Here is a 19,851-nt window from a genome sequence, read left to right as displayed (position 1 = left end):
CCGTTCCTTGCAAGCGCCATGTGTCAGCTCCGGATATCCATGGCGGCACGCAGGCCGTCGCTCAGCATGTTGAAGCAGATCGACACCGCGAAGATCATGGCGCCGGGCAGCGCCGCGACGATCGGGTTGGCGTAGATCGCGGTGCGCAGGGTGTTGAGCATCAGGCCCCATTCGGGCTCCGGCGGCCGGGTGCCGAGGCCGAGGAACGACAGGCCCGAGGCGAGGATCATTGACACCGAGATCAAGCCGGTGGCGTAGACGAAGATCGGGCCGAGCACGTTGCCGAGCATGTGCACCCGCATGATGGTGAGCGGACCGGCGCCGGAGGCGCGGGCGGCATCGACGAAGTCGAGGTTGCGCACGCCGGTGGTGACGCTCTCGGCGACGCGGGTGATCTGCGGGATGAAGATGATGGTCAGCGACACGATCGAGTTGACGATCCCTGCGCCGAGCGCGCCGGAGATCGCGATCGCCAGCAGCACCGAGGGGAAGGCATAGAACACGTCGACCGTGCGCATGATCGCGGTGTTGACGCGGCCGCCGGCATAGCCGGCGATCAGGCCGAGCGCGGTGCCGGCGATGAAGGCGAGGCCGACCGGCAGGATGCCGGTGAGCAGCGACAGGCGGCCGCCATAGATCAGCCGCGCCAGCATGTCGCGCCCCAACTCGTCGGTGCCGAGCGGATAGTGTGGCGTGCCCACCGGGCGCAGCCGGCGGATCATCGAGCCCTGATAGGGATCGGCGAGGCCGAGCCAGGGCGCGAGCAGTGCCGACAGCACGATTGCGAGCAGGATGGCGAGGCAGGCCATACTGACGGGATCGCGCAGGAGACGCCGGCTGACCGTCGACCAGTAGCCTCTCGGGGCCTCGATGGGCGCGGTCTGCAGGGCAGTATCGCTGAGGCTGGTCATGGCGGGCCTCAGCTGCGGCTGATGCGCGGGTCGATCATGGCCTGCGCCACGTCGACCAGCAGATTGAGAAGGACGAAGAACAGCGCCAGCACCAGGATGGTGCCTTGCAAGAGCGGCAGGTCGCGCTGGAAGATCGCGGAGTTGAGCAGGAGGCCCGTCCCCGGCCAGGAGAACACCGTCTCGATCAGGATCGAGCCGCCGAGCATGTAGCCGAGTTGCAAGCCCATCACGGCCATCGCTGTCGGTGCGGCATTGCGCACCACGTGGCGGAACACGAAGGTCTCGCGCATGCCCTTGGCGCGCAACGCCTCGACGAAGTCCTGCGACCGGATATCACCGGTCAGTGCGCGCACGGTGCGGGTGATGATGCCCATGGGAATGGCCGCCATGGTCACGGCCGGCAGCACGAGATAGCGCAGATGGGTCCAGTCCCAGCTCCAGGCATTGGAGCCGCCGGGCCCGGCGCCGACGGCCGGCAGCCAGTTCAGTTGCACCGAGAAGATGATCACCAGCACGATGCCGAGCCAGTAGTGCGGCACCGAGACGCCGGCGACCGCGATGGAAGTGGCGACCTTGTCGACCCAGGTGTTGCGATAGTAGCCGGCGATCAGGCCGAGGGTGAGGCCGAGCGTGAAGCCGACCACCGCCGCGGTGATGGCCAGCATCACCGTGTTGCTGACCGCACGCATGACCTCGCCCAGCACCGGGCGGCCGGTGGCGATCGAGGTGCCGAGGTCGCCATGCAGTGCCTTCCACACCCACAGGCCGAACTGAACAGGCAGCGGCCGGTCGAAGCCGTAGGAGGCACGCAGCTGCGCGGCGAGTTCCTGCGACGCGTCCGCCGGCAGCACTGCGACCAGCGGGTCGCCCGGCGCGAGATGCACTAACAGGAAGCACACCAGCGCGACGCTGATGATGATCGGGATCACATAGACGATACGTCGGGCGATATAGGCCAGCACTCGGTCACCAACAGTCTGACGCAGGCGGTTCGGATCACGTGGAGATCCTGCGCTGCCCGCCGCAATGAGCATATCCCTCATGGTCCGAGATGCGCGGCTTCGTTGCGCGCCTCACCATGAGGGGAGAGTCCTGAACCGTTTGGCCGCTGTCCTCACGGCTCCAGGGTGACGGGCGAGAAGTCGACGAACCAGCTCTTCGGTTGCACGAAGTTCTTGATCTTCGGGCTCAGCGCGCGCGGGCCGACATCATGGGCGACGTAGAGGAAATCGGCGTCGTCGACCGAGGCCGCATGCAGCTCCGCCAGCGCCTGATCGCGGGCCGCAGGATCAAAGGTCTGCCGCGCCTTCTTCACGAGTTCGTCGAACTTCGGGTTGTTGACGAACCCCCAGTTGTTGGACACCGGCGGCGCCATGCCCGACTGCAGGAAGCGCACCAGCGCGAAGAACGGATCCATCGCTGCGAAGGTCACGTTGATGGCGTTGGCGCCGTTGGCGGACGGATCCTTGGCGCCGCGCCGCCAGTTGGTGAACAGCGTGTTCCACTCGATGACGTCGAGCTGGACATCGAAGTAGCATTCCGCCAGCGCCTGCTGCAGGTACTCGTTCATCGGTAGCGGCAGCATCTGGCCGGAGCCCGAGGCCGAGGTCTGGATCTTGACCGTCAGCTTCTTGTTCGGCCCGTAGCCGGCTTCCTTCATCAGCGCCTGTGCCGCCGGCAGGTCGTACTTGATCTGGAAGGTCGGCGTGCCGCGCCAGGGATGTCCCGGCTCGACGGTGCCGGTCGCCGGCGCCATCAGGCCGCTGAGCAGCCCGTCCTTCATGCCGTCGCGATCGATGCACAGGTTGGCCGCCTTGCGCACGCGGATGTCGTTCCAGGGCGAACCTTCGACCCGCGAGAACTGCCAGGGCCAGACATGCGGTTGCTCGTTGGCCTGAATGACGAAGCCGCGCTGCTTGATCTGTGCGATCGCATCCGGCGCCGGCGCCTCGATCCAGTCGACCTGGCCGGACAGCAGCGCTGCGGTGCGGGCGTTGGCTTCGGGAATCGGCAGCAGCACCATGCGGTCGACATGGGGCACGCGCGTCTTGTCCCAGTAGGCGGCGTTCTTTACCACCTCGAGCCGCTCGCGCGGCACGAAGCGCGCCATCTTCCACGGGCCGGTGCCGGACGCGTCACGCGAGAACGCGTCCCACGCGGCTGCGGCCTTCGCCTTGGCGTCGGCGCCGGACGCCGCGCCGTACAGTGCCTGCCATTTGGTTGGGCTGGCGATGAACAGGTTGGTGAGGTTGATCGGCAGGAAGCTGTCCGGCTCCTTGGTGGTGAGTTCGACGGTGAGGTCGTCGATCTTGCGTGCCGAGACGAGGGTCGGCATGCGCGAGGCGGTGACGCCGACCTGGCTGGCGTCATACTGTGGGGCGTCGGTCTTAAGCACCTTCTCGACGTTCCAGACCACGGCGTCGGCATTGAACGGTGAGCCGTCGTGGAAGGTGACGCCTGGCCGCAGCTTGAAGGTCCACTTCTTGTTGTCGCTGGGATCGACGCTCCATTCGGTGGCAAGGCCGGGGATCACGACGCTCGGCTTGGTCGCCGACGACAGGTCCCACATGGTGAGGGCGTCGTACATGGTGAGGCCGGTGAAGCGGTTGCCCTCGAACCCTTGGTCCGGCTGTCCCAGCGTGCGCGGAATGTCAGCGGCCGTCATCGCGATCCGCAGCACGGTTTCTGCGGCCGCATCACGACTGCCTAAGCTGGCGGCAGACAGCGCCACCATCACAACCATGGCACCCTTGCGCGCCGACATCTTGAAGTCTTTCAGCGTCATCCCAATTCCCCTGCACAGAAGGTGGTCAAACGGTATGCAACGCTCGTGCCAATGACTGGCCTGCTTTTCCCTGAAGATTGCCGTGTTCTGTGTCGCTCGCCAAGGTCTCATCAACGCCGCAGTGCAACCATCGCAGTGCATTTGATGCCGTGGCGACCCGCAGTGTGGGATAGAATGGCCCGCAGCGGCCTTGCGCAGCCGGAGCGATCGGAGCCATCGAGGCGATGAGTGACACCACCACGACGCCGCGGACCCGGACCCGTGTGACCACGGAGCGTCCGAGGCTCTACAAGGTCATCCTGATCAACGACGATTACACGCCGCGCGAGTTTGTGGTGATGGTGCTGAAGGCGGAATTCCGCATGACCGAGGGCCAGGCGCACCGGGTGATGCTGACGGCCCATCAGCGCGGCTCCTGCGTCGTCGCCGTGTTTGCCAAAGACATCGCCGAGACCAAGGCGACGCGGGCGACCGATGCCGGTCGTGCCCGGGGCTATCCGTTGCTGTTCACCACCGAGCCGGAGACGTAACTGGCACTGCGCTTGCTTTCCGCTTAAGGCTGACGCAATGGTTGCGAAAGCCGCCGTGATGCCGCCGATGCCGAGAAAACCCGCCGCCAGGACCGCCGACCGCAGCACCCTCATTTACCGGGCGCTGTGGCACGCTATCCTTGAGCAGGCGCTCAAGCCCGGCACGAAACTCCCGGAAGACACCATCGGCGAGCGCTTCGGCGCCAGCCGCACCATTGTCCGCACGGCACTGGCACGCCTTGCCGCAGAGGGGCTGGTCGAGTTGCGCCGCAATCGCGGCGCGGCGGTTGCCACGCCGAGTTGGGAAGAGGCACGCGACATCTTCGACGTCCGGATCGGGCTCGAGCGCCTCGTCGTCGCGCGGCTGACCAGCCGGGGCCTGCGCAGTGAGCAGGTCAAGGCGCTGCAAGCCCATGTCGATGCCGAGGAAAAAGCGCGCGGCCGCAACGAGCCGCTGTCGATCCGCCTCGCCACCGAATTTCACATCCTGCTCGCGGAAATGACCGGCAATCCGACACTGGCGCGCTATCTCAGCGAGGTCGCCTCGCGCTGCGGGCTGATCCTCGCGCTGTACAGCCGGCCACATTCCGCGGAATGCGCCGTGAGCGAGCATCGCGCCATTATCGCGGCACTTGTCGCCGGCGATGCGGCGCGCGCCGCCAAATTGATGGACGCGCATCTCGATGCGGTGGCGAGCCGTGCGCTGATCACCGCGAGCCCGAACGAGGAGCGTGACCTGCGGGACGTGCTCGCAACCTACTCCGCCGAAGTGGCGCCGGCGCGGAAGACCCGTACGGCGAAGTGAGTGCTCAGGCCGTGATCCCGTGGTGCAAGAGCAGCCGTTCGGCGCTGTCGTTCCAGACATCCATCTGCACGATTTTGCCGCCGCGCACCACGAAGCGGTCGACATAGCGATTGCCTTCGAACGGCGTGCCATCCGGCCATTCGCCGTAGAGTGTGCCGAGATTGTAGACGATGGTTTCGCCGTTCCCGGGCATGACATCGGTGCGCTGCATGTTCTTCTTCACCCACTTGTAGCGGCCGGCGTTGAACGCCGCGGTCTCACGCGGGTGGCTGTAGCGGCGGCCGCCGGTGAAGGTGATGATGACATCGGGCGCGACATAGCTGGCGGCGGTGATCGGGTCGGGAACCATCGAGGCCTCGAGAAAGCGCGCGACGATGGCCGCCGCCTCCGCCGTTTCGTCCGTCGCTGCAATCGTCATCGTACGGGCCTGTTGTTCGGAGTGGATCGATCGGCTTGGAAATTTCGTATTCAATGTAGCAAAAAATCGTATACGATCATGCAAAAACAATGGGCGCTGCTGCTCGAATGCTGCGCAGCTTTCCAGCGACTGGCCGGGGTTTGTCGGCGATTTCTGCAGTCCGATCAGTGCATACAATTTGGCACGACGCTTGCTTTTTGAAGGTCCTGGTTCTTCTCAGAGGGTTAGGCAATGGCATTTCGCGCTCGCACCATTTCCCGAAGGCATCTGTTCGCGGCCGCGGGAGCCGCGCTCTCGATCATGACTCTGTCGACGGCGCACGCCGACGATGTCATCAAATTCGGCCTGGTGGCGGCGATGTCCGGCCAGTCGGCGAAATCCGGCGAGGCCATCGTGCGCGGCCTGTCGGTCGCGATCGACGAGATCAACACCAAGGGCGGCCTGCTCGGCAAGAAGGTCGTGCTGGTGGTGCGCGATGACGAGAGCAACCCGGCCAAGGGCGTGGTCGCGGCCCGCGAGTTGGCGCAGCGTGAGCAGGTCGCGGCGATCTTCGGCGGCCTCGACACGCCGGTGTCGATGGCCATTGTGCCGTTCGCCAACCAGGCGAAAATGCCGTTCGTCGGTGTGTGGGCGGCGGGCACGCCGATCACCCGCAACGGCGCCGCTGAGAACTATGTGTTCCGCGTGTCGGCCGTCGACGCGCTGGTCGACGATGCACTGGTCAACTATGCCGACAAGAAATACGGCGCCAAGAAACCGGGGCTGATCCTGATTAACAACTCGTGGGGCGAGTCCAATGAGAAGGGCCTCAAGGCTGCGCTCGAAGCCAAGAAGATCGGCAGCGCCGGCGTTGAGAAATTCGAGACCGCCGACGTCGACGTGGTGCCGCAGCTCACCCGCTTGAAGGAAGCCGGCGCGGATGCGCTGTTCCTGGTCGCCAATGTGGCGCCCTCTGCGCAGGTCGTGAAGTCGCTCGACCGTATGGGCTGGGACGTGCCGGTGATTTCGCATTGGGGGCCGTCGGGTGGCCGCTTCACCGAGCTGGCGGGCGCCAGTGCCGAGAAGGTGCATTTCATCCAGACCTTTAGCTTCTCGGGCAATTCCAGCCCGAAGGCGCAGGCCGTATTCGAGGCGCTGAAGAAAAAGTATCCCGAGATCAAGTCGTTTGCCGACGTGACGCCGGCGGTGGGCATCGCCAACGCCTATGATGCGGCCCATCTCACTGCGCTCGCCATCGCCAAGGCCGGCTCGACCGAAGGGCCCAAGGTCCGCGATGGCTTCTATGCCATCGACAGCTACGCCGGCCTGATCAAGACCTATACCAAGCCGTTCTCGCCGCAGAATCAGGACGCCCTGTCTGCGGACGACTACATCTTCACCCACTTCAAGGGTGACGAGATCCTGCCGCTGACGAACTGAGCGAATACCGTTTGAACATTCGCGCGAGGCGTATCCCCGTAACAGGCGTCATTTGTCGGGCGAACCCGGCAAATGACGCGGCGAGGATGAACCTGGCAAACCGATCGGACAGGGCTCCATGTTGATCACCTCATCCATCATTTCCGGGCTCGGGCTCGGCAGCATGTACGGGCTGATCGCCCTCGGCTTCCATGTCACTTACGTGCTGTCGGGCACCGTCAATTTTGCCCAGGGCTCGTCGATGACACTGGGCGCCGTGCTCGGCTATCTGTTCGCGCTGCGCATGGGCTGGCCGATGCCGCTGGCGATCGCGGCCACGCTGGCCGCGTGCGCGCTGTTCGGCCTCGTGGTGGAGCGCTTCCTGGTGCGACCGTTCGTCAAACGCAAGTCGGAGGCCTGGTTGATGGCCACCGTTGCCGGCGGCATCGTCCTCGACAACCTGATGCTGTTCACTTTCGGCAAGGAGCCGCGCAGCTTTCCCTCGCCGCTGGCGGTCAAGCCGGTGACGCTGTTCGGCGCCGGCGTCTATCCGCTGCAGATGGTCATTCCGGTCGTCGGCCTCGGCATCGCACTCGCGTTGCATCTCGTGCTGCGACACACCTACCGCGGCAAGGCGCTGCTCGCGGTGGTGCAGAACCGTGACGCGGCGCGGCTGATGGGCATCCATGTCCGCCGCACGGTGGCACTGTCGTTCGCGCTGTCGACCGTGCTGGCCGGTCTCGCCGGGCTCCTGATCGCGCCGCTGTTCAACGTCAACTCCGAAATGGGCACGCTGTTCGGCATCAAAGCTTTCGCCGTCGCCATCCTCGGTGGCATCACCTCGGCCTGGGGCGTGATACTGGCCGGTCTGCTCTATGGGCTGATCGAGGCCCTGGTCACCGCGTCGCTCGGTTCGAGCTACACCCAGATCGTCGCCTTCAGCGTGGTGATCCTGGCTCTGGTGGCCATGCCGCATGGCCTGCTCGGCCGCGCAGCAGTGAACAAGGTGTGATGATGCACAGCCGATCCTCCTTCCTTGTTCCCGCAGTCATCCTGCTGGTCACCTGTGCTGGTTTTGCCGTTGCCTGGGGCAGCGCCGGCTATGCCCATCTCGTGCTGTCGCTGGTGGCGCTGACGACGATCGTCGGCGTCGGCCTCAACATCTTGCTCGGGCTCGGCGGCCAGATCTCGCTGGGACATGTCGGGTTCTACGCCATCGGCGCCTATGCGGTCGCCATCCTCACCCTGCATGGCGTGAATTTCTGGCTCGCGCTTGTCGCGGCCACACTGCTGGCCGGGGCGCTTGGCGGCCTCCTGGCGCTGCCTGCGCTGCGGGTGAAGGGGCCGTATCTGGCGATGGTCACCATCGCCTTCGCCTTCATCGTCCAGCACACCATCATCGAGTGGAAGGATCTCACCGGCGGCCAGAACGGCCTGATGGGCCTGCTGCCGCCGTCGCTCGGCGGCGTGGCGTTCGGTGAGCGGGAGATGGCGCTGCTGACGGTTGCCCTTGCCGGCCTTGGGCTGCTGATCTTCGCGCGCATCGCCGTGGGCAGCTGGGGCAAGGCGATGGCCGCGGTCCGGGACAGTGAGGTCGCCGCGCGCTCGCTCGGGCTCAACCCTGTCGTGATCAAGACCGTGGCGTTCGCGCTGTCAGCGGCGTTCACCGGGCTCGCCGGCGGGCTGTTCGCGCCGCTGATGATGTTTATCGCGCCGGATTCGTTTCCGTTCTCGCAATCCATTCTGTTCCTGCTGGCGGTGATGATCGGTGGCGCCGGCTGGGTGTTCGGTCCGTTGGTCGGCGCAGTGGTCACCGTGATGCTGCCCGAACTGCTCTCAAGCCTCGCCGAGTATCGCCTGCTGATGTTCGGGGTCCTGCTGCTGGCCGTGCTCTGGCTTGCGCCGGAGGGCTTGATCGGGTCGCTGGCGCGGTTGATGCCGCGGGCGGCCCGCTCGGTCGCCGGCGATCGCGGCATCGATCTTGGCGAACTGCTGCAGATGTCTGACGACGCGCCGAGCCTCGTGGTGCGCGACATCGGCTTGTCCTTCGGCGGTATCCGCGCCGCGTCCGGTGTGACACTCACCGCGCGGCCGCGCGCAGTGACCAGCATCATCGGCCCGAACGGGGCCGGCAAGACCACTGTGCTCAACATGATCAGCGGCTTCTACCGTCCCGAGACCGGCAGCATCATGCTCGGCGGTGCCGAGCTTGCAGGCGTGCCGGCGTGGCGGGTGGCGCGTGCCGGCATCACCCGCACCTATCAGACGACCCAGCTGTTCGAGTCCATGTCCGTGATCGACAACGTGCTGGTTGCGCTACGTCGTGGCCGGCTCGGGCATCCGTTCGCGGCGTTTGCCGCGGCCGCGGATCATGATCGCGCGGAGGCGCTGCTGGCTTTCGTCGGTTATCGCGGCGCGCTGGAGGCTGTGGCCGGCGACCTGCCGCATGTCGACCGCCGGCTGGTCGAGATTGCCCGGGCGCTGGCGACGCGGCCGCGTGTCCTGCTGCTCGACGAGCCGGCGGCCGGCCTGATGCGTGCCGACAAGGTGGTGCTGAGCGGACTGCTGCGCCGGATCGCGGATCTCGGCATCGCCGTGATCCTGGTCGAGCATGACATGGCGATGGTGATGGGCATCTCCGATCATGTGGTGGTGCTCGACGCCGGTTCGGTCATCGCGTCCGGAACACCCGAGGAGGTGCGTCGCGACGCGCGCGTGCTCGCGGCCTATCTCGGCGATGCCGGGCTGCGTGCGCGCCCGCGGGTGCGTGCCTGGGATGGCTCGCGCGACGCGGTGCTGGCCTGCGTCCGGCTGTCGGCCGGCTACGGCGCCGCGCCGGTGCTCGAGGAGATCGACCTCGAGATCCGCGAGGGCGAGATGGTGGCGCTGCTCGGCGCAAACGGCGCCGGCAAATCGACCGCCATGCGGGCGATCAGCGGGCTGCTGCGCCCGATCGACGGCAGCGTGCTGCTCGACGATGCCAGCATCGGCACGCGCGAGGCGCACAGCATCGCCTATGCCGGTCTCGCGCTGGTGCCCGAGGGGCGGCAGGTGTTCCCGGAGCTCAGCGTTTACGACAACATTCTGCTCGGGGCCTATACGCGCGGTAGCATCGATCGTCGCGCCGAGGCGGAAGCCGTGCTCGATCGCTTTCCGCGGTTGCGCCAGCGTATCGACAGCCGCGCCGGCCTGTTGTCCGGCGGCGAGCAGCAGATGCTGGCGATTGCCCGCGCGCTGATGGCGAAGCCGCGGGTGCTGCTGCTCGACGAGCCGTCGCTGGGGTTGTCGCCCGCCATGATCAACGAGCTGTTCGACATCCTGGCCGAGCTGCGCGACGAGGGCGTCACCATCCTGCTGGTCGATCAGATGGCGGCGCTGGCGCTGACGATTGCCGATCGCGGCTATGTGCTCGAAGCCGGTCGCGTCGTGCGTGTCGGGTCGGCGCAGGAGCTCGCCGGTGATCCGGCGCTTGAAGCGGCCTACCTCGGCCACAGTGAAGCGGCCGAGTAGACAAGGACAGCCACGGCATGCCCCTCGATCTCATTTTGCGGCAGGCGACACTGGCGGGACAGCCGGGCCCGGTCGATATCGGTATCCGCAGCGGGTTGATTACCGCGATCGCGCCGCTACTTCCGGCGCAGGCGCGCGAGATTGCGCTCGATGGCCGTCTCGTCACGCCAGGCTTCGTTGATAGCCACATTCATCTCGACAAGGCCTGCCTGGGCGGGCGCTGTGTCTGCCACACCGGAACGCTCACGGAGGCGATCGCCGCGGTCGCGGCGGCCAAGCGCGACTTCACCGAGGACGACATCTACCGGCGTGGTGCCCGCACGCTGGAGAAAGCGATCCTGCAGGGCACCAACCGGATGCGCACCCATGTCGAGGTGGACCCGCGGATCGGGCTGAAAGGCTTTCGCGCGGTCAATGCGCTGCGGCAGGCCTATCGCTGGGCGATCGATCTGCAGATCTGTGTGTTCCCGCAGGAGGGATTGCTGAATGATCCCGGAACGGAGGACCTGCTGATCGAGGCCTGCGCCGGCGGCGCCGACCTGATCGGCGGCTGTCCCTATGCCGACAGCGATCCTGCTGGGCAAATCGCGCGCATCTTCGACATCGCCCGCCGGTTCGACATCGACATCGATTTTCATCTCGACTTCGACCTTGATCCGTCCTGGATGCATCTCGACGAGGTCTGCCGCCAGACCGAGCGTCACGGTTGGGGCGGCCGTGTTGCGGCAGGACACGTCACCAAGCTGTCGGAACTGCCGCCCGAAGAACTCGCCGCCGTCGCGGCGCGGCTCGCCAATGCCGGCGTTGCACTGACGGCGTTGCCGGCGACCGATCTGTTCCTGATGGGGGCGGGACGCAGCCACAGCGTGCCGCGCGGGGTGGCGCCGCTGCACCGTCTGGCTGAAGCCGGCGTCACCTGTTCGCTGGCGACCAACAACGTGCTCAATCCGTTCACGCCGTTCGGCGACTGCTCGTTGCTGCGCATGGCTAACCTCTACGCCAACGTGCTGCAGATCGGCTCGCCCGCCGGGCTCACGGCCTGCTTCGACATGGTTACGAGGGCGCCCGCGCGGCTGATGCGGCTCGATGGCTACGACATCGCCATCGGCGCGCCGGCCCACCTTGTCGCGTTGGACGCGGCCGATCCGGCCGAGGCCGTCGCAACGCTCGCTGCTCCACTGTTTGGTCTGCGCCACGGTGAGATGACATTCTCGCGGCCGGCGGCGCAACTGCTGCGGCCGGTGCCGCAGGCGGCCCGGGCGGTATAAGCCGCTTTCGAGGTGAGGGTGCGGCAGCAGTGCGGGGCATCAGCAACAACGGCGTGCCTTGGAGAGGGCACGCCGTCGCGCTGTTCGAGTCAGGCGCCGGTGGGCGCCGGGATATGCCGTTGCGCCAGCCAGTTGCGCGCCAGCGTCAGGTCCGCCTGGGACAGCTCGTGGCCCGACGGCAGCACCTGCCGTTCGACATCAGCGCCGGCGGCCGTGAGCATCGCCGCCAGCCGTTCGCCGTTGGCCGCGGGCACGATCGGGTCGCGCCGGCCGGACGCCACCAGCACCGCCGTGCCGACGAGATCCGCGTGCGGCGGATCCGCGAGCGGCACCATGGCGCGCAGCAGGATGCCGCCGGCCAGCACGCCCGGCCGCAGCAGCATCACCGCCGCGGCGATGTTGGCGCCGTTCGAGTAGCCGAGCGCGATCGGTGCCGCGAGGCCGTACTCCGCACGGGCCGCCTCGACGAAGTCGGCGAGCTCATGGGCGCGGCGCCGCACGTCGTCCTCATCGAACACGCCTTCGGCGAGACGGCGAAAGAAGCGCGGCATGCCGTGCTCCAGCACCTGGCCACGCACCGAGAGCAGGGGCGATCCCGGCGCGACCATGCGGCCGAGAGGCAGCAGGTCGTTTTCGTCGCCGCCGGTGCCGTGCAGCAGCAGCAGCGGAGGGGCGTCGAGCCGGGTACCCGGCTCGACGCGATGGGTGAAAGACAGCTTGGACATTACGCGGCCTTTGCCTTTCCAACAGCTGGCAGCACGTTCTCGATCTCCTTGCGGTGCGGCTCGAGGAACGCCGGCAGCTTCAGTTCCTGGCCCAGTGAGGCCAGCGGTTCGTCCACGGCGAAGCCGGGGATGTCGGTGGCGATCTCGAACAGCACGCCGCCCGGCTCGCGGAAGTAGATCGAGCGGAAGTAGTTGCGGTCCTTCTGCTCGGTCGGGTGCATGCCGTGGTCGCGCACCAGCTTGCGGGCCATCTCTGCTTCCTCAACGTCGTCCGCCGCGCGGAAGGCGATGTGGTGCACCGAGCCGCGGCCGAGCCGTCCCGGCAGGAAACCCTTCGCCTCGTAGATGTCGACGATGCCGCCGGCAGCGTCGGACGCCTGATAGCGAATGGTCGAACCCTCGCGGCCGGTCTCCTTGAAGCCGAACACATCGGTCAGGATCGCGCCGGTCTTCGCGGCGCTGTCGAGCAACAGCGTGACGCCATGGAAGCCGCGGATCGCGTGTTCCGCGGGCACCTCGCCGTCGCTCCAGCCGGCCTCGTTCTCTGCGCCGGGGACGCCGACGAGCGCAAGGCTCATGCCGTCCGGATCGGTGAAGGCGAGCACGGTTTCGCCGAAGCGCTTCTCCAGCGGCTCATAGGTCACACCATTCTCGATGAAACGGTGGGTCCAGTAGCCGATCGAGCGCGCCGGGACGCGGAACGCGGTCTGGTGGGTCTGGCCGACCCCGCCACGGCCGGCGGCCGCGTGTTCCCACGGAAAGAAGGTCAGGATGGTGCCGGGCCGGCCGGCCTCGTCGCCATAGTAGAAGTGGTAGGTGCCGGGATCGTCGAAATTGACGGTCTTCTTGACCAGCCGCAGGCCGAGCGTGCGGGTGTAAAAGTCGAGGTTTCGCAGAGCGTTACCAGCGATCGCGGTGACATGGTGGATGCCAGACATAGGGTCGTCTCCATTCGCTTGAGGTGCGTTGTTCGTCTGGCGGAGATATTGGCCCGGGCTGTTTTAAAGACAATCTGGCAATGCTTGACATTACTGTCTATAAAACGAGGACAATCGTTGAGGATGTCATGGACAAGCTGGAAGGGCTGCGGGCCTTCGTGAAGGTGGTCGAACACGGCAGCTTCTCGGAGGCGGGCCGGGCGCTGCGGCTGTCGCGCTCCGCGGTCAGCAAGTACATCGCCGACCTCGAGAACGACCTCGGGGTGCAACTGCTCAACCGTACCACGCGCCATGTCAGCCCGACCGAGAATGGCCAGGCCTATTTCGAACGGGTGCTCGGTGTCCTTGGCGATCTCGACGCTGCGGATCAGGCGGTCGCCGACCTGCAGGCGACACCGCGCGGCCTGCTGCGGGTCAACGCACCGATGTCGTTCGGCACGCTGCAGCTCGGGCCGGCGATCGCCGACTTCATGGTGCGCTACCCCGACCTGCGCATCCAGCTCGTGCTCAGCGACCAGCAGGTCGACCCGGTGCAGGACGGTCTCGACGTCACGCTGCGCATCGCCGACCTCGAAGCTTCCAGCCTGATCGCGCGCAAGATCATGCCGATCGATCGCGCGGTGTGCGCGTCGCCAGATTATCTGGCGAAGCATGGCATGCCGCGGCATCCCAGCGATCTGCGCGAGCACAACTGCCTGACCTACGGCTATCTCTCCACCGGCAACCAGTGGAAGCTGAGCGGCAAGGACGGCGATCACTGGATCCAGCCGCCCTGGACGCTGTGCGTGAACAATGCCGAGGTGTTGCGCGATGCCGCGGTCGGCGGGCGTGGGGTCGCGCTGCTGCCGGTCTTCATTGCGAACGCGGCGCTGCACAGCGGGGAGCTGCAGGAGGTGCTGTCGGACTATCGGGCGCCGCCGCTGACGCTTTACGCCATCTATCCGCCGACCCGGCATCTCGCGCTCAAAGTGCGGCTGTTCATCGATTTCCTGGTGGAGCGGTTTTCGGCCGCGACCCGCTAACCGGCCGGCGTCGGGAACCTTTGCCGCGCCGTGGCGTTGCCTCGCGTCGTCAGTCCGGAGTTCCGTGAGGTTGCCGTCCCGTATCGAAGACTATGCCCTGATCGGGGATTGCCTGACGGCGGCGCTCGTCGGCCGCGACGGCTCGATCGATTGGCTGTGCTGGCCGGCGTTCGATTCGGAGGCCTGTTTCGCCGCGCTACTGGGATCGCGCGATCACGGCCGCTGGCTGATCGCGCCGAAACAGCCGGGCAGTATCGTCACCCGATCCTACCGCGGCGAAACCTTGATCCTGGAGACCCGCTTCGTCTGTGAGAGCGGCGCCATCACACTGATCGATTTCATGCCGCCGCGCGGCGAGGCTTCCGATCTCGTGCGCATCGTGCGGGGCGACAGCGGTACCGTCGTCATGACCATGGAGCTGGTGCTGCGTTTCGGCACCGGGGCCAGCATTCCCTGGGTACGGCGTCTTGCCGACAACACTCTGTTGGCTGTTGCCGGCCCCGACATGGCGGTGTTGCGCACGCCGATCGCGGTCCGCGGCCACAACATGACAACGATCGCCGATTTCGAGGTCAGGGCCGGCGATGTCGTGCCGTTCGTGCTGAGCTACCAGGTGTCGCATCGTCCGGTGCCGCCGCCGGTCGACGCGGTTCAGGCACTCGTCGACACCGAGGCATTCTGGACGGAATGGTCGAGCCGCAGCAGCTACCATGGCAAGCGGCGTGAACTGGTGCAGCGTTCGCTGATCACGCTGAAGGCGCTGACCTTCGCGCCGACCGGCGGCATTGTCGCCGCGCCCACCGCATCATTGCCGGAAAAGATCGGTGGTGCGCGCAATTGGGACTATCGCTTCTGCTGGTTGCGGGATGCGACCTTCACGCTGTTCTCGCTGATGAACAGCGGCTACTACGCCGAAGCCGGCGAGTGGCACAACTGGCTGCTGCGGTCGGTGGCGGGATCGCCCGCCGACCTGCAGATCATGTACAGCATTACCGGCCGGAGGCGGCTGTTGGAATGGGAGGCCGACTGGCTGCCGGGTTACGAGGGCTCGAAACCGGTGCGGTTCGGTAATGCCGCGCACGCACAGCTGCAGCTCGACGTCTACGGCGAGCTGCTCGACACCTTCCATCATGCCCGCAAGGCCGAGGTCGAGCTCGACGGCGGCACCTGGGCGCTCGAATGTGCCATCCTCGATCATGTCGCCGATGTCTGGACCGAGCCTGACAGCGGCATCTGGGAGATCCGCGGACCGGGGCGGCACTATGTGTTCTCCAAGGTGATGTGCTGGGTGGCATTCGACCGCGGCATCAAGAGCGCGGAAGCCTTCGGCTTCGAGGCGCCGCTGGATCGCTGGAAGATGCTGCGCGCCCGCATCCATGCCGACATCTGCGCCAACGGTTTCGATCGAGATACCGGCACCTTCGTCGTCGCCTATGGCGCAACGACCCTGGACGCCAGCCTGCTGCTGCTGCCGGCGGTGGGCTTCCTGCCCGCGACCGATCCGCGGATGGCTGCGACGATCGCGGCGATCGAACGACACCTGATGCGCGACGGCTTCGTGCTGCGCCACGATCCCCGTGAGCCGCGGCCTGACGAGACCGAGCCGGTCGAAGGCGCATTCCTCGCCTGCACCTTATGGCTTGCGGACACCTATGTGATGCGCGGCGACATTGAACAGGCGCGCGAGCTGCTGCTGCGCGTCGCGGCGGTTGCCAACGACGTCGGCCTGATCTCGGAACAATATGATCCGGTGGTGCGGCGGCAGACCGGCAACTTCCCGCAGGCTCTGACCCATATTGCGCTGATCAACACCGCCCACAACATCTATGAGGCGGTGCACTCGACCAAGAGGCCGGCGATGCAGCGGCCAGGTTGAGGTCGTCACTCCTCGTGACGAGGAGGCGTTCACTCGCCGATGTGCAAAATCTCGTCCATCGCTCTGGCAAAACCGTCTTCGGTGTTGGTCGCGGTGATGCGGCCGGCCTTGGCCTTGACCGCATCGCTGGCATTGCCCATGGCGAACGACAGCCCGCTGACGCCAAACATCGGCACATCGTTGGGCATGTCGCCGATGGTCGCGATGCGCGCGGGCGGCAGGCCGAGCCGGGCCCCGAGTGCGGTGACGAAGGTGCCCTTGTCGCGGTCGGGGGGCGTGATATCCAGATAATAGTTCTGCGAGCGTGCCACATGCGCGTGCGCGCCGATCAAGGCCTGCAGCTCAGCCTCGCCTTCGGCCAGCTTGGCATAGTCATTGCTGACGCCGACGATCTTGCAGGCCTGATCGACGAAGGGGGTGCTGTCGGCGACGAAACGCGGCGCGGTGCGGATGGCATGCTGCTCGCGCGGGACGTAGCGGTCGTCGTCGCGATGCGCGATCCATTCGCGGTTGGTGAACAGCCAGATATCGAAGCCTTTGCGGGCGAGAAACGAAAGACTCTGCCGGGCGGCGTCCGGCGGCACCACGTGCTGCTCGATGACCGTGAGATCCGGGGCGACGATGGACGAGCCGTTGAACGGTCCGATCGGCAGTTGCAGGTCGAGTTCCGTGATCAGCGCCTGCATGCCGTAGCTCGGGCGGCTGCTGGTCAGCGAAAAGCCGATGCCGCGCTGGCGCAGGGCTGCGACCGCGGCCCGCGCCGCCGGTGTGATGCGCTTGTCGGGGGTGACCAGCGTGCCGTCGATATCCGAGACCACGAGAGCGATAGGCAAGGCAGCAGTCATGACGGTGCGCTTTCGGTTAAATCGAGCCTGCGGATGATATCGTCGACGACTGTCTCGACGCTTGCGTCGATGCCGACAGTGATCGCCGGCTCGTCCGACGTCGGCTCCTCGAGCGTGGCGAACTGGCTGTCGAGCAGGGAGGACGGCATGAAATGATCACGCCGCGCGGCGAGGCGCCCGGCGATCAGCGCCTGAGAACCCCTGAGGTAGACGATCCGCACGTCACGGCGGCCATGCACCAGCAGATCGCGATAGGCGCGCTTCAGCGCCGAACAGGCGATGATCAGTGGGCCATCCGCCGCCGCATGATGGTCGATCGCGGCAGCGATGGCGCGCAGCCACGGCCAGCGATCCTCGTCGGTCAGCGGAATCCCGGCGTGCATCTTGGTGATGTTGGCCTGCGGATGGAAGCTGTCGGCGTCGGCACAGGTCAGCCCGGTGCGCTGTGCGAGCGCGGAGGCGACGGTGCTCTTGCCCGAGCCGGACACCCCCATCAGGATGATGGCGGCGAGGGTGTCAGGCGACGAAGTGGTCATTGATCATCGTTCAGGTTGAGAGGCCTGGCGGCCCGGTCGATCAGCCAGAGCGTTTCGCCGTCGGCGGCGTGGGCGTGGCTGGCCGGCAAGTCGGCGCCGGACAGGATTTGCTGCAGAATAGCCTGCTTGTCAGGTCCGGCTACCAGAAACAGCATCTCGTGGGTCGAGGCAAGGCCGGGCAGCGTCAGGCTGACACGCGGCACGAACGGCGCGACATTGGCGCGGGGCACACCGACCACCCGGCGAATGCGCTCGGTGAGCGCGGCGTGGTCGTTGGGAAAGAGCGACGCTACATGGCCATCCGGGCCGATGCCGAGCAGTACGAGATCGAACAGCGGCCGTCCGGTGCGCTGACCGGCCTGAAAGGTCATCAGAGTGTGTTCGTAGCCGTTCGCGGCGTCGCCGGGGGTCGCAGCATCCGTGGGAACCGGATGGACGGTGCCCGGGGCCGCACAGGCGTCGAGGAAAGCGCGCCGCGCCATGCCGATATTGCTCAAGGGATCGTCCGGCGGCACGAAGCGCTCGTCGCCGACGAACCAGTGCACCTGCGGCCAGGGAATTTGCGCGCGCCAGCGCGGCGTCGCCAGCAATTCATACAGCCGTTTCGGTGTCGAGCCGCCGGTGAGGCAGATGGCCACCGGGGCGGTGCTGGCCGCGATGCGGTCCACCAGCCGCTGCGCCGCGGCTTCGGCCAATGCCGCCGCGTCCGGTTGCACGATCACGCGGTGGGGCATCGACGTCATTCGCCGTTGAGCCGGCGCCAGCGGCGGCCGTCGCGCTCGATCAGGCCGTGCGCTTCACGCGGGCCGTCGGTGCCCGCACGATACAGCGCAAGCCCGTCACCGCCCGCCTGCTGCCAGGCATCGAGAAACGGCTGCACCGCCTGCCAGCCCGCTTCGACGCTATCGGCGCGTTGGAACAGGATATTGTCGCCGATCATGCAGTCATAGATCAGCGTCTCGTAGCCGGTGCTCGGCGCCGCCTTGAAGTAATCCTTGTACTTGAACCGCATCTCGACGCCGTCGATGGCCACCGTGGGACCAGGTACCTTGGTGTTGAACTGCAGTGTGATGCCTTCAGTCGGCTCGATGCCGATCACGAGATAGTTTTGCGACAGCCGCTCGACCTCGGTGGCGCGGAACATGGCGAACGGCGCCTGCTTGAAGCGGATCGCGACCTCGGTGCGCTTGGTGGTCAGCGCCTTGCCAGTGCGCAGGTAGAATGGCACGCCAGCCCACCGCCAATTGTCGATGGTCAGCTTCATCGCCGCATAGGTCTCGGTAATGCTGGCCGGATCGACGTCGGGAGTGCTGCGATAGTCGGCGATCTGCCGGTCGCCGCTGCGTCCGGCGACATACTGGCCGCGCACCGAGTTGTGCAGTGCCTCTTCCGGCGACTGGATCTGGATCGCCGACAGCACCTCGCCCTTTTCCGAACGCACCGAATGAGCGTCGAAGCGTGATGGCGGCTCCATGGTCACCAGCGACAACAGCTGAAACAGGTGATTGGGCACCATGTCGCGCATCGCGCCGGTCGCGTCGTAGAAGCTGCCGCGGCTGCCGACATCGATCACTTCGGAGACCGTGATCTGCACATGGTCGATATGGTTGCGATTCCAGATCGGCTCGAACATGCCGTTGGCGAAGCGGAACACCAGGATGTTCTGCACCGTCTCTTTTCCGAGATAGTGGTCGATCCGGTAGATCTGGTGCTCGTCAGTGATTCGCAGCAGGTCGTGGTTGAGTTGCTGCGCCGACGCAAGATCGGTGCCGAACGGCTTCTCCACCACCAGGCGGCGCCAGCCGCCGTTCTGTTCCTTGAGGAGGCCGGTGCGGCTGAGCTCCTCGCCGATCAGCTTGAAGGCGGTTGGCGGCACCGCCATGTAGAACAGCACGTTGCGGATGCCGCGCTTGGCGATGTCCTCGAGGTGCACCTTGAGACGATCGAACGAGCCATGGTCGCGTGGATCGGCATGCACGCTGGTGACGCAGTCGAACAGCTTGCCCGCGATGTCCTTGTCGATGGGGCGGGTCGCGAATTTCTGCAGGGCGCCCAGCAGGTCGTCACGCAGCGAGCGGCTCTGCATTTCGGTGCGGGTGACGCCTACGACACAGAACTGGTCCGGCAGCAGGCCGGCTTCGGCGAGGTTGTAGAGCGCGGGCGTCACCAGGCGGTGGGCGAGGTCGCCGGTGACGCCAAAGATGACGAAACAGCAGGGGTCCGGAATTTTCGGCTTCGCCGTCGTGTCTGAACTCATGATGGTCCTGGTCGGCCTCGCAGGCTG

At 66.3% G+C, this 19,851-nt stretch carries 18 protein-coding genes; 8 read left to right on the top strand and 10 right to left on the bottom strand.

Features of this window, described 5'->3' with window-relative positions:
- Nucleotides 1-23: 23 nt before the first annotated feature.
- The 3 genes from AB4Z37_RS01085 to AB4Z37_RS01075 form a co-directional block, all read right to left on the bottom strand.
- Nucleotides 24-911, bottom strand: coding sequence for an ABC transporter permease (locus AB4Z37_RS01085; protein WP_441514826.1), 888 nt, complete (start codon nt 909-911; stop codon nt 24-26).
- An 8-nt stretch (nt 912-919) separates the two neighbouring features.
- Nucleotides 920-1,873, bottom strand: coding sequence for an ABC transporter permease (locus AB4Z37_RS01080; protein ID WP_441514825.1), 954 nt, complete (start codon nt 1,871-1,873; stop codon nt 920-922).
- Nucleotides 1,874-2,025: 152 nt separating this feature from the next.
- Nucleotides 2,026-3,654 (bottom strand): ABC transporter substrate-binding protein, encoded by a 1,629-nt coding sequence (locus AB4Z37_RS01075; RefSeq protein ID WP_441515232.1) that lies wholly within the window; start codon nt 3,652-3,654, stop codon nt 2,026-2,028.
- Between the two features lie 266 nt (nt 3,655-3,920).
- Between AB4Z37_RS01075 and clpS the strand changes: the two genes are divergently transcribed.
- Both clpS and AB4Z37_RS01065 read left to right on the top strand, forming a co-directional pair.
- A complete protein-coding gene (gene clpS / locus AB4Z37_RS01070; RefSeq protein WP_441514824.1) occupies nt 3,921-4,226 on the top strand; it encodes an ATP-dependent Clp protease adapter ClpS in 306 nt (101 codons plus the stop codon).
- Nucleotides 4,227-4,284: 58 nt separating this feature from the next.
- Nucleotides 4,285-5,031 (top strand): GntR family transcriptional regulator, encoded by a 747-nt coding sequence (locus AB4Z37_RS01065; protein WP_441515231.1) that lies wholly within the window; start codon nt 4,285-4,287, stop codon nt 5,029-5,031.
- Between the two features lie 4 nt (nt 5,032-5,035).
- On the opposite strand, the gene AB4Z37_RS01060 is transcribed toward AB4Z37_RS01065, so the two are convergent.
- Complete coding sequence (locus AB4Z37_RS01060) at nt 5,036-5,449, bottom strand: nuclear transport factor 2 family protein (RefSeq protein WP_441515230.1); 414 nt, start codon at nt 5,447-5,449, stop codon at nt 5,036-5,038.
- Between the two features lie 300 nt (nt 5,450-5,749).
- Between AB4Z37_RS01060 and AB4Z37_RS01055 the strand changes: the two genes are divergently transcribed.
- The 4 genes from AB4Z37_RS01055 (at nt 5,750) to AB4Z37_RS01040 (ending at nt 11,625) form a co-directional block, all read left to right on the top strand.
- Nucleotides 5,750-6,868, top strand: coding sequence for an ABC transporter substrate-binding protein (locus AB4Z37_RS01055; protein ID WP_441514823.1), 1,119 nt, complete (start codon nt 5,750-5,752; stop codon nt 6,866-6,868).
- A gap of 118 nt (nt 6,869-6,986) precedes the next feature.
- Nucleotides 6,987-7,859, top strand: coding sequence for a branched-chain amino acid ABC transporter permease (locus tag AB4Z37_RS01050; protein ID WP_441514822.1), 873 nt, complete (start codon nt 6,987-6,989; stop codon nt 7,857-7,859).
- Nucleotides 7,860-7,861: 2 nt separating this feature from the next.
- The gene (locus AB4Z37_RS01045) at nt 7,862-10,357 is read left to right on the top strand and encodes a branched-chain amino acid ABC transporter ATP-binding protein/permease (protein ID WP_441514821.1); all 2,496 of its coding nucleotides are present in this window, start codon (nt 7,862-7,864) and stop codon (nt 10,355-10,357) included.
- Between the two features lie 17 nt (nt 10,358-10,374).
- The gene (locus AB4Z37_RS01040; RefSeq protein WP_441514820.1) at nt 10,375-11,625 is read left to right on the top strand and encodes an amidohydrolase family protein; all 1,251 of its coding nucleotides are present in this window, start codon (nt 10,375-10,377) and stop codon (nt 11,623-11,625) included.
- A gap of 89 nt (nt 11,626-11,714) precedes the next feature.
- On the opposite strand, the gene AB4Z37_RS01035 is transcribed toward AB4Z37_RS01040, so the two are convergent.
- Together AB4Z37_RS01035 and AB4Z37_RS01030 are read right to left on the bottom strand one after the other, a co-directional pair.
- The gene (locus AB4Z37_RS01035) at nt 11,715-12,350 is read right to left on the bottom strand and encodes an alpha/beta hydrolase (RefSeq protein ID WP_441514819.1); all 636 of its coding nucleotides are present in this window, start codon (nt 12,348-12,350) and stop codon (nt 11,715-11,717) included.
- Nucleotides 12,350-13,288, bottom strand: a complete 939-nt coding sequence (locus tag AB4Z37_RS01030; protein WP_441514818.1) for a ring-cleaving dioxygenase — start codon at nt 13,286-13,288, stop codon at nt 12,350-12,352. Before AB4Z37_RS01030 ends, AB4Z37_RS01035 begins: the two co-directional genes overlap by 1 nt.
- A 128-nt stretch (nt 13,289-13,416) precedes the next feature.
- On the opposite strand from AB4Z37_RS01030, the gene AB4Z37_RS01025 reads away from it, so the two are divergent.
- Together AB4Z37_RS01025 and AB4Z37_RS01020 are read left to right on the top strand one after the other, a co-directional pair.
- Nucleotides 13,417-14,310 carry a LysR substrate-binding domain-containing protein gene (locus tag AB4Z37_RS01025; protein ID WP_441514817.1) on the top strand — a complete coding sequence of 298 codons (894 nt, stop codon included), beginning with the start codon at nt 13,417-13,419 and terminating at the stop codon, nt 14,308-14,310.
- Nucleotides 14,311-14,380: 70 nt separating this feature from the next.
- Entirely contained in the window at nt 14,381-16,186 is a 1,806-nt protein-coding gene (locus tag AB4Z37_RS01020; protein WP_441514816.1) for a glycoside hydrolase family 15 protein, read from the top strand.
- Nucleotides 16,187-16,215: 29 nt separating this feature from the next.
- Here the strand turns inward: AB4Z37_RS01020 and AB4Z37_RS01015 are convergent, their stop codons facing one another.
- Genes AB4Z37_RS01015 through zwf form a run of 4 tightly spaced genes read right to left on the bottom strand, consistent with a single transcriptional unit; the run spans nt 16,216 to nt 19,824 of the window.
- A complete protein-coding gene (locus AB4Z37_RS01015) occupies nt 16,216-17,019 on the bottom strand; it encodes a Cof-type HAD-IIB family hydrolase (protein WP_441514815.1) in 804 nt (267 codons plus the stop codon).
- Between the two features lie 8 nt (nt 17,020-17,027).
- Nucleotides 17,028-17,567, bottom strand: coding sequence for a gluconokinase (locus tag AB4Z37_RS01010; protein WP_441514814.1), 540 nt, complete (start codon nt 17,565-17,567; stop codon nt 17,028-17,030).
- The gene (pgl, locus tag AB4Z37_RS01005; protein ID WP_441514813.1) at nt 17,564-18,310 is read right to left on the bottom strand and encodes a 6-phosphogluconolactonase; all 747 of its coding nucleotides are present in this window, start codon (nt 18,308-18,310) and stop codon (nt 17,564-17,566) included. The genes AB4Z37_RS01010 and pgl overlap by 4 nt, the downstream gene beginning before the upstream one ends.
- Nucleotides 18,307-19,824 carry a glucose-6-phosphate dehydrogenase gene (zwf, locus tag AB4Z37_RS01000; protein WP_441514812.1) on the bottom strand — a complete coding sequence of 506 codons (1,518 nt, stop codon included), beginning with the start codon at nt 19,822-19,824 and terminating at the stop codon, nt 18,307-18,309. Before zwf ends, pgl begins: the two co-directional genes overlap by 4 nt.
- Nucleotides 19,825-19,851 lie beyond the last annotated feature (27 nt).

It is taken from the genome of Bradyrhizobium sp. 2TAF24 (assembly GCF_052115025.1).
Taxonomy (GTDB): Bacteria; Pseudomonadota; Alphaproteobacteria; order Rhizobiales; family Xanthobacteraceae; genus Bradyrhizobium_A.
The sequence above is the reverse complement of the archived record's forward strand: the minus strand, read 5'-3'. Positions and strand labels throughout refer to the sequence as shown.

What these genes read in the sequence shown, in the direction of transcription:
- AB4Z37_RS01085 (WP_441514826.1), bottom strand. Translation starts at nt 911, where the DNA reads ATGACCAGCCTCAGCGATACTGCCCTGCAGACCGCGCCCATCGAGGCC.
- AB4Z37_RS01075 (WP_441515232.1), bottom strand. Translation starts at nt 3,654, where the DNA reads ATGGTTGTGATGGTGGCGCTGTCTGCCGCCAGCTTAGGCAGTCGTGAT.
- clpS (WP_441514824.1), top strand. Translation starts at nt 3,921, where the DNA reads ATGAGTGACACCACCACGACGCCGCGGACCCGGACCCGTGTGACCACG.
- AB4Z37_RS01065 (WP_441515231.1), top strand. Translation starts at nt 4,285, where the DNA reads ATGCCGCCGATGCCGAGAAAACCCGCCGCCAGGACCGCCGACCGCAGC.
- AB4Z37_RS01060 (WP_441515230.1), bottom strand. Translation starts at nt 5,449, where the DNA reads ATGACGATTGCAGCGACGGACGAAACGGCGGAGGCGGCGGCCATCGTC.
- AB4Z37_RS01055 (WP_441514823.1), top strand. Translation starts at nt 5,750, where the DNA reads ATGACTCTGTCGACGGCGCACGCCGACGATGTCATCAAATTCGGCCTG.
- AB4Z37_RS01050 (WP_441514822.1), top strand. Translation starts at nt 6,987, where the DNA reads ATGTTGATCACCTCATCCATCATTTCCGGGCTCGGGCTCGGCAGCATG.
- AB4Z37_RS01045 (WP_441514821.1), top strand. Translation starts at nt 7,862, where the DNA reads ATGCACAGCCGATCCTCCTTCCTTGTTCCCGCAGTCATCCTGCTGGTC.
- AB4Z37_RS01040 (WP_441514820.1), top strand. Translation starts at nt 10,375, where the DNA reads ATGCCCCTCGATCTCATTTTGCGGCAGGCGACACTGGCGGGACAGCCG.
- AB4Z37_RS01035 (WP_441514819.1), bottom strand. Translation starts at nt 12,350, where the DNA reads ATGTCCAAGCTGTCTTTCACCCATCGCGTCGAGCCGGGTACCCGGCTC.
- AB4Z37_RS01030 (WP_441514818.1), bottom strand. Translation starts at nt 13,288, where the DNA reads ATGTCTGGCATCCACCATGTCACCGCGATCGCTGGTAACGCTCTGCGA.
- AB4Z37_RS01025 (WP_441514817.1), top strand. Translation starts at nt 13,417, where the DNA reads ATGGACAAGCTGGAAGGGCTGCGGGCCTTCGTGAAGGTGGTCGAACAC.
- AB4Z37_RS01010 (WP_441514814.1), bottom strand. Translation starts at nt 17,567, where the DNA reads ATGACCACTTCGTCGCCTGACACCCTCGCCGCCATCATCCTGATGGGG.
- pgl (WP_441514813.1), bottom strand. Translation starts at nt 18,310, where the DNA reads ATGACGTCGATGCCCCACCGCGTGATCGTGCAACCGGACGCGGCGGCA.
- zwf (WP_441514812.1), bottom strand. Translation starts at nt 19,824, where the DNA reads ATGAGTTCAGACACGACGGCGAAGCCGAAAATTCCGGACCCCTGCTGT.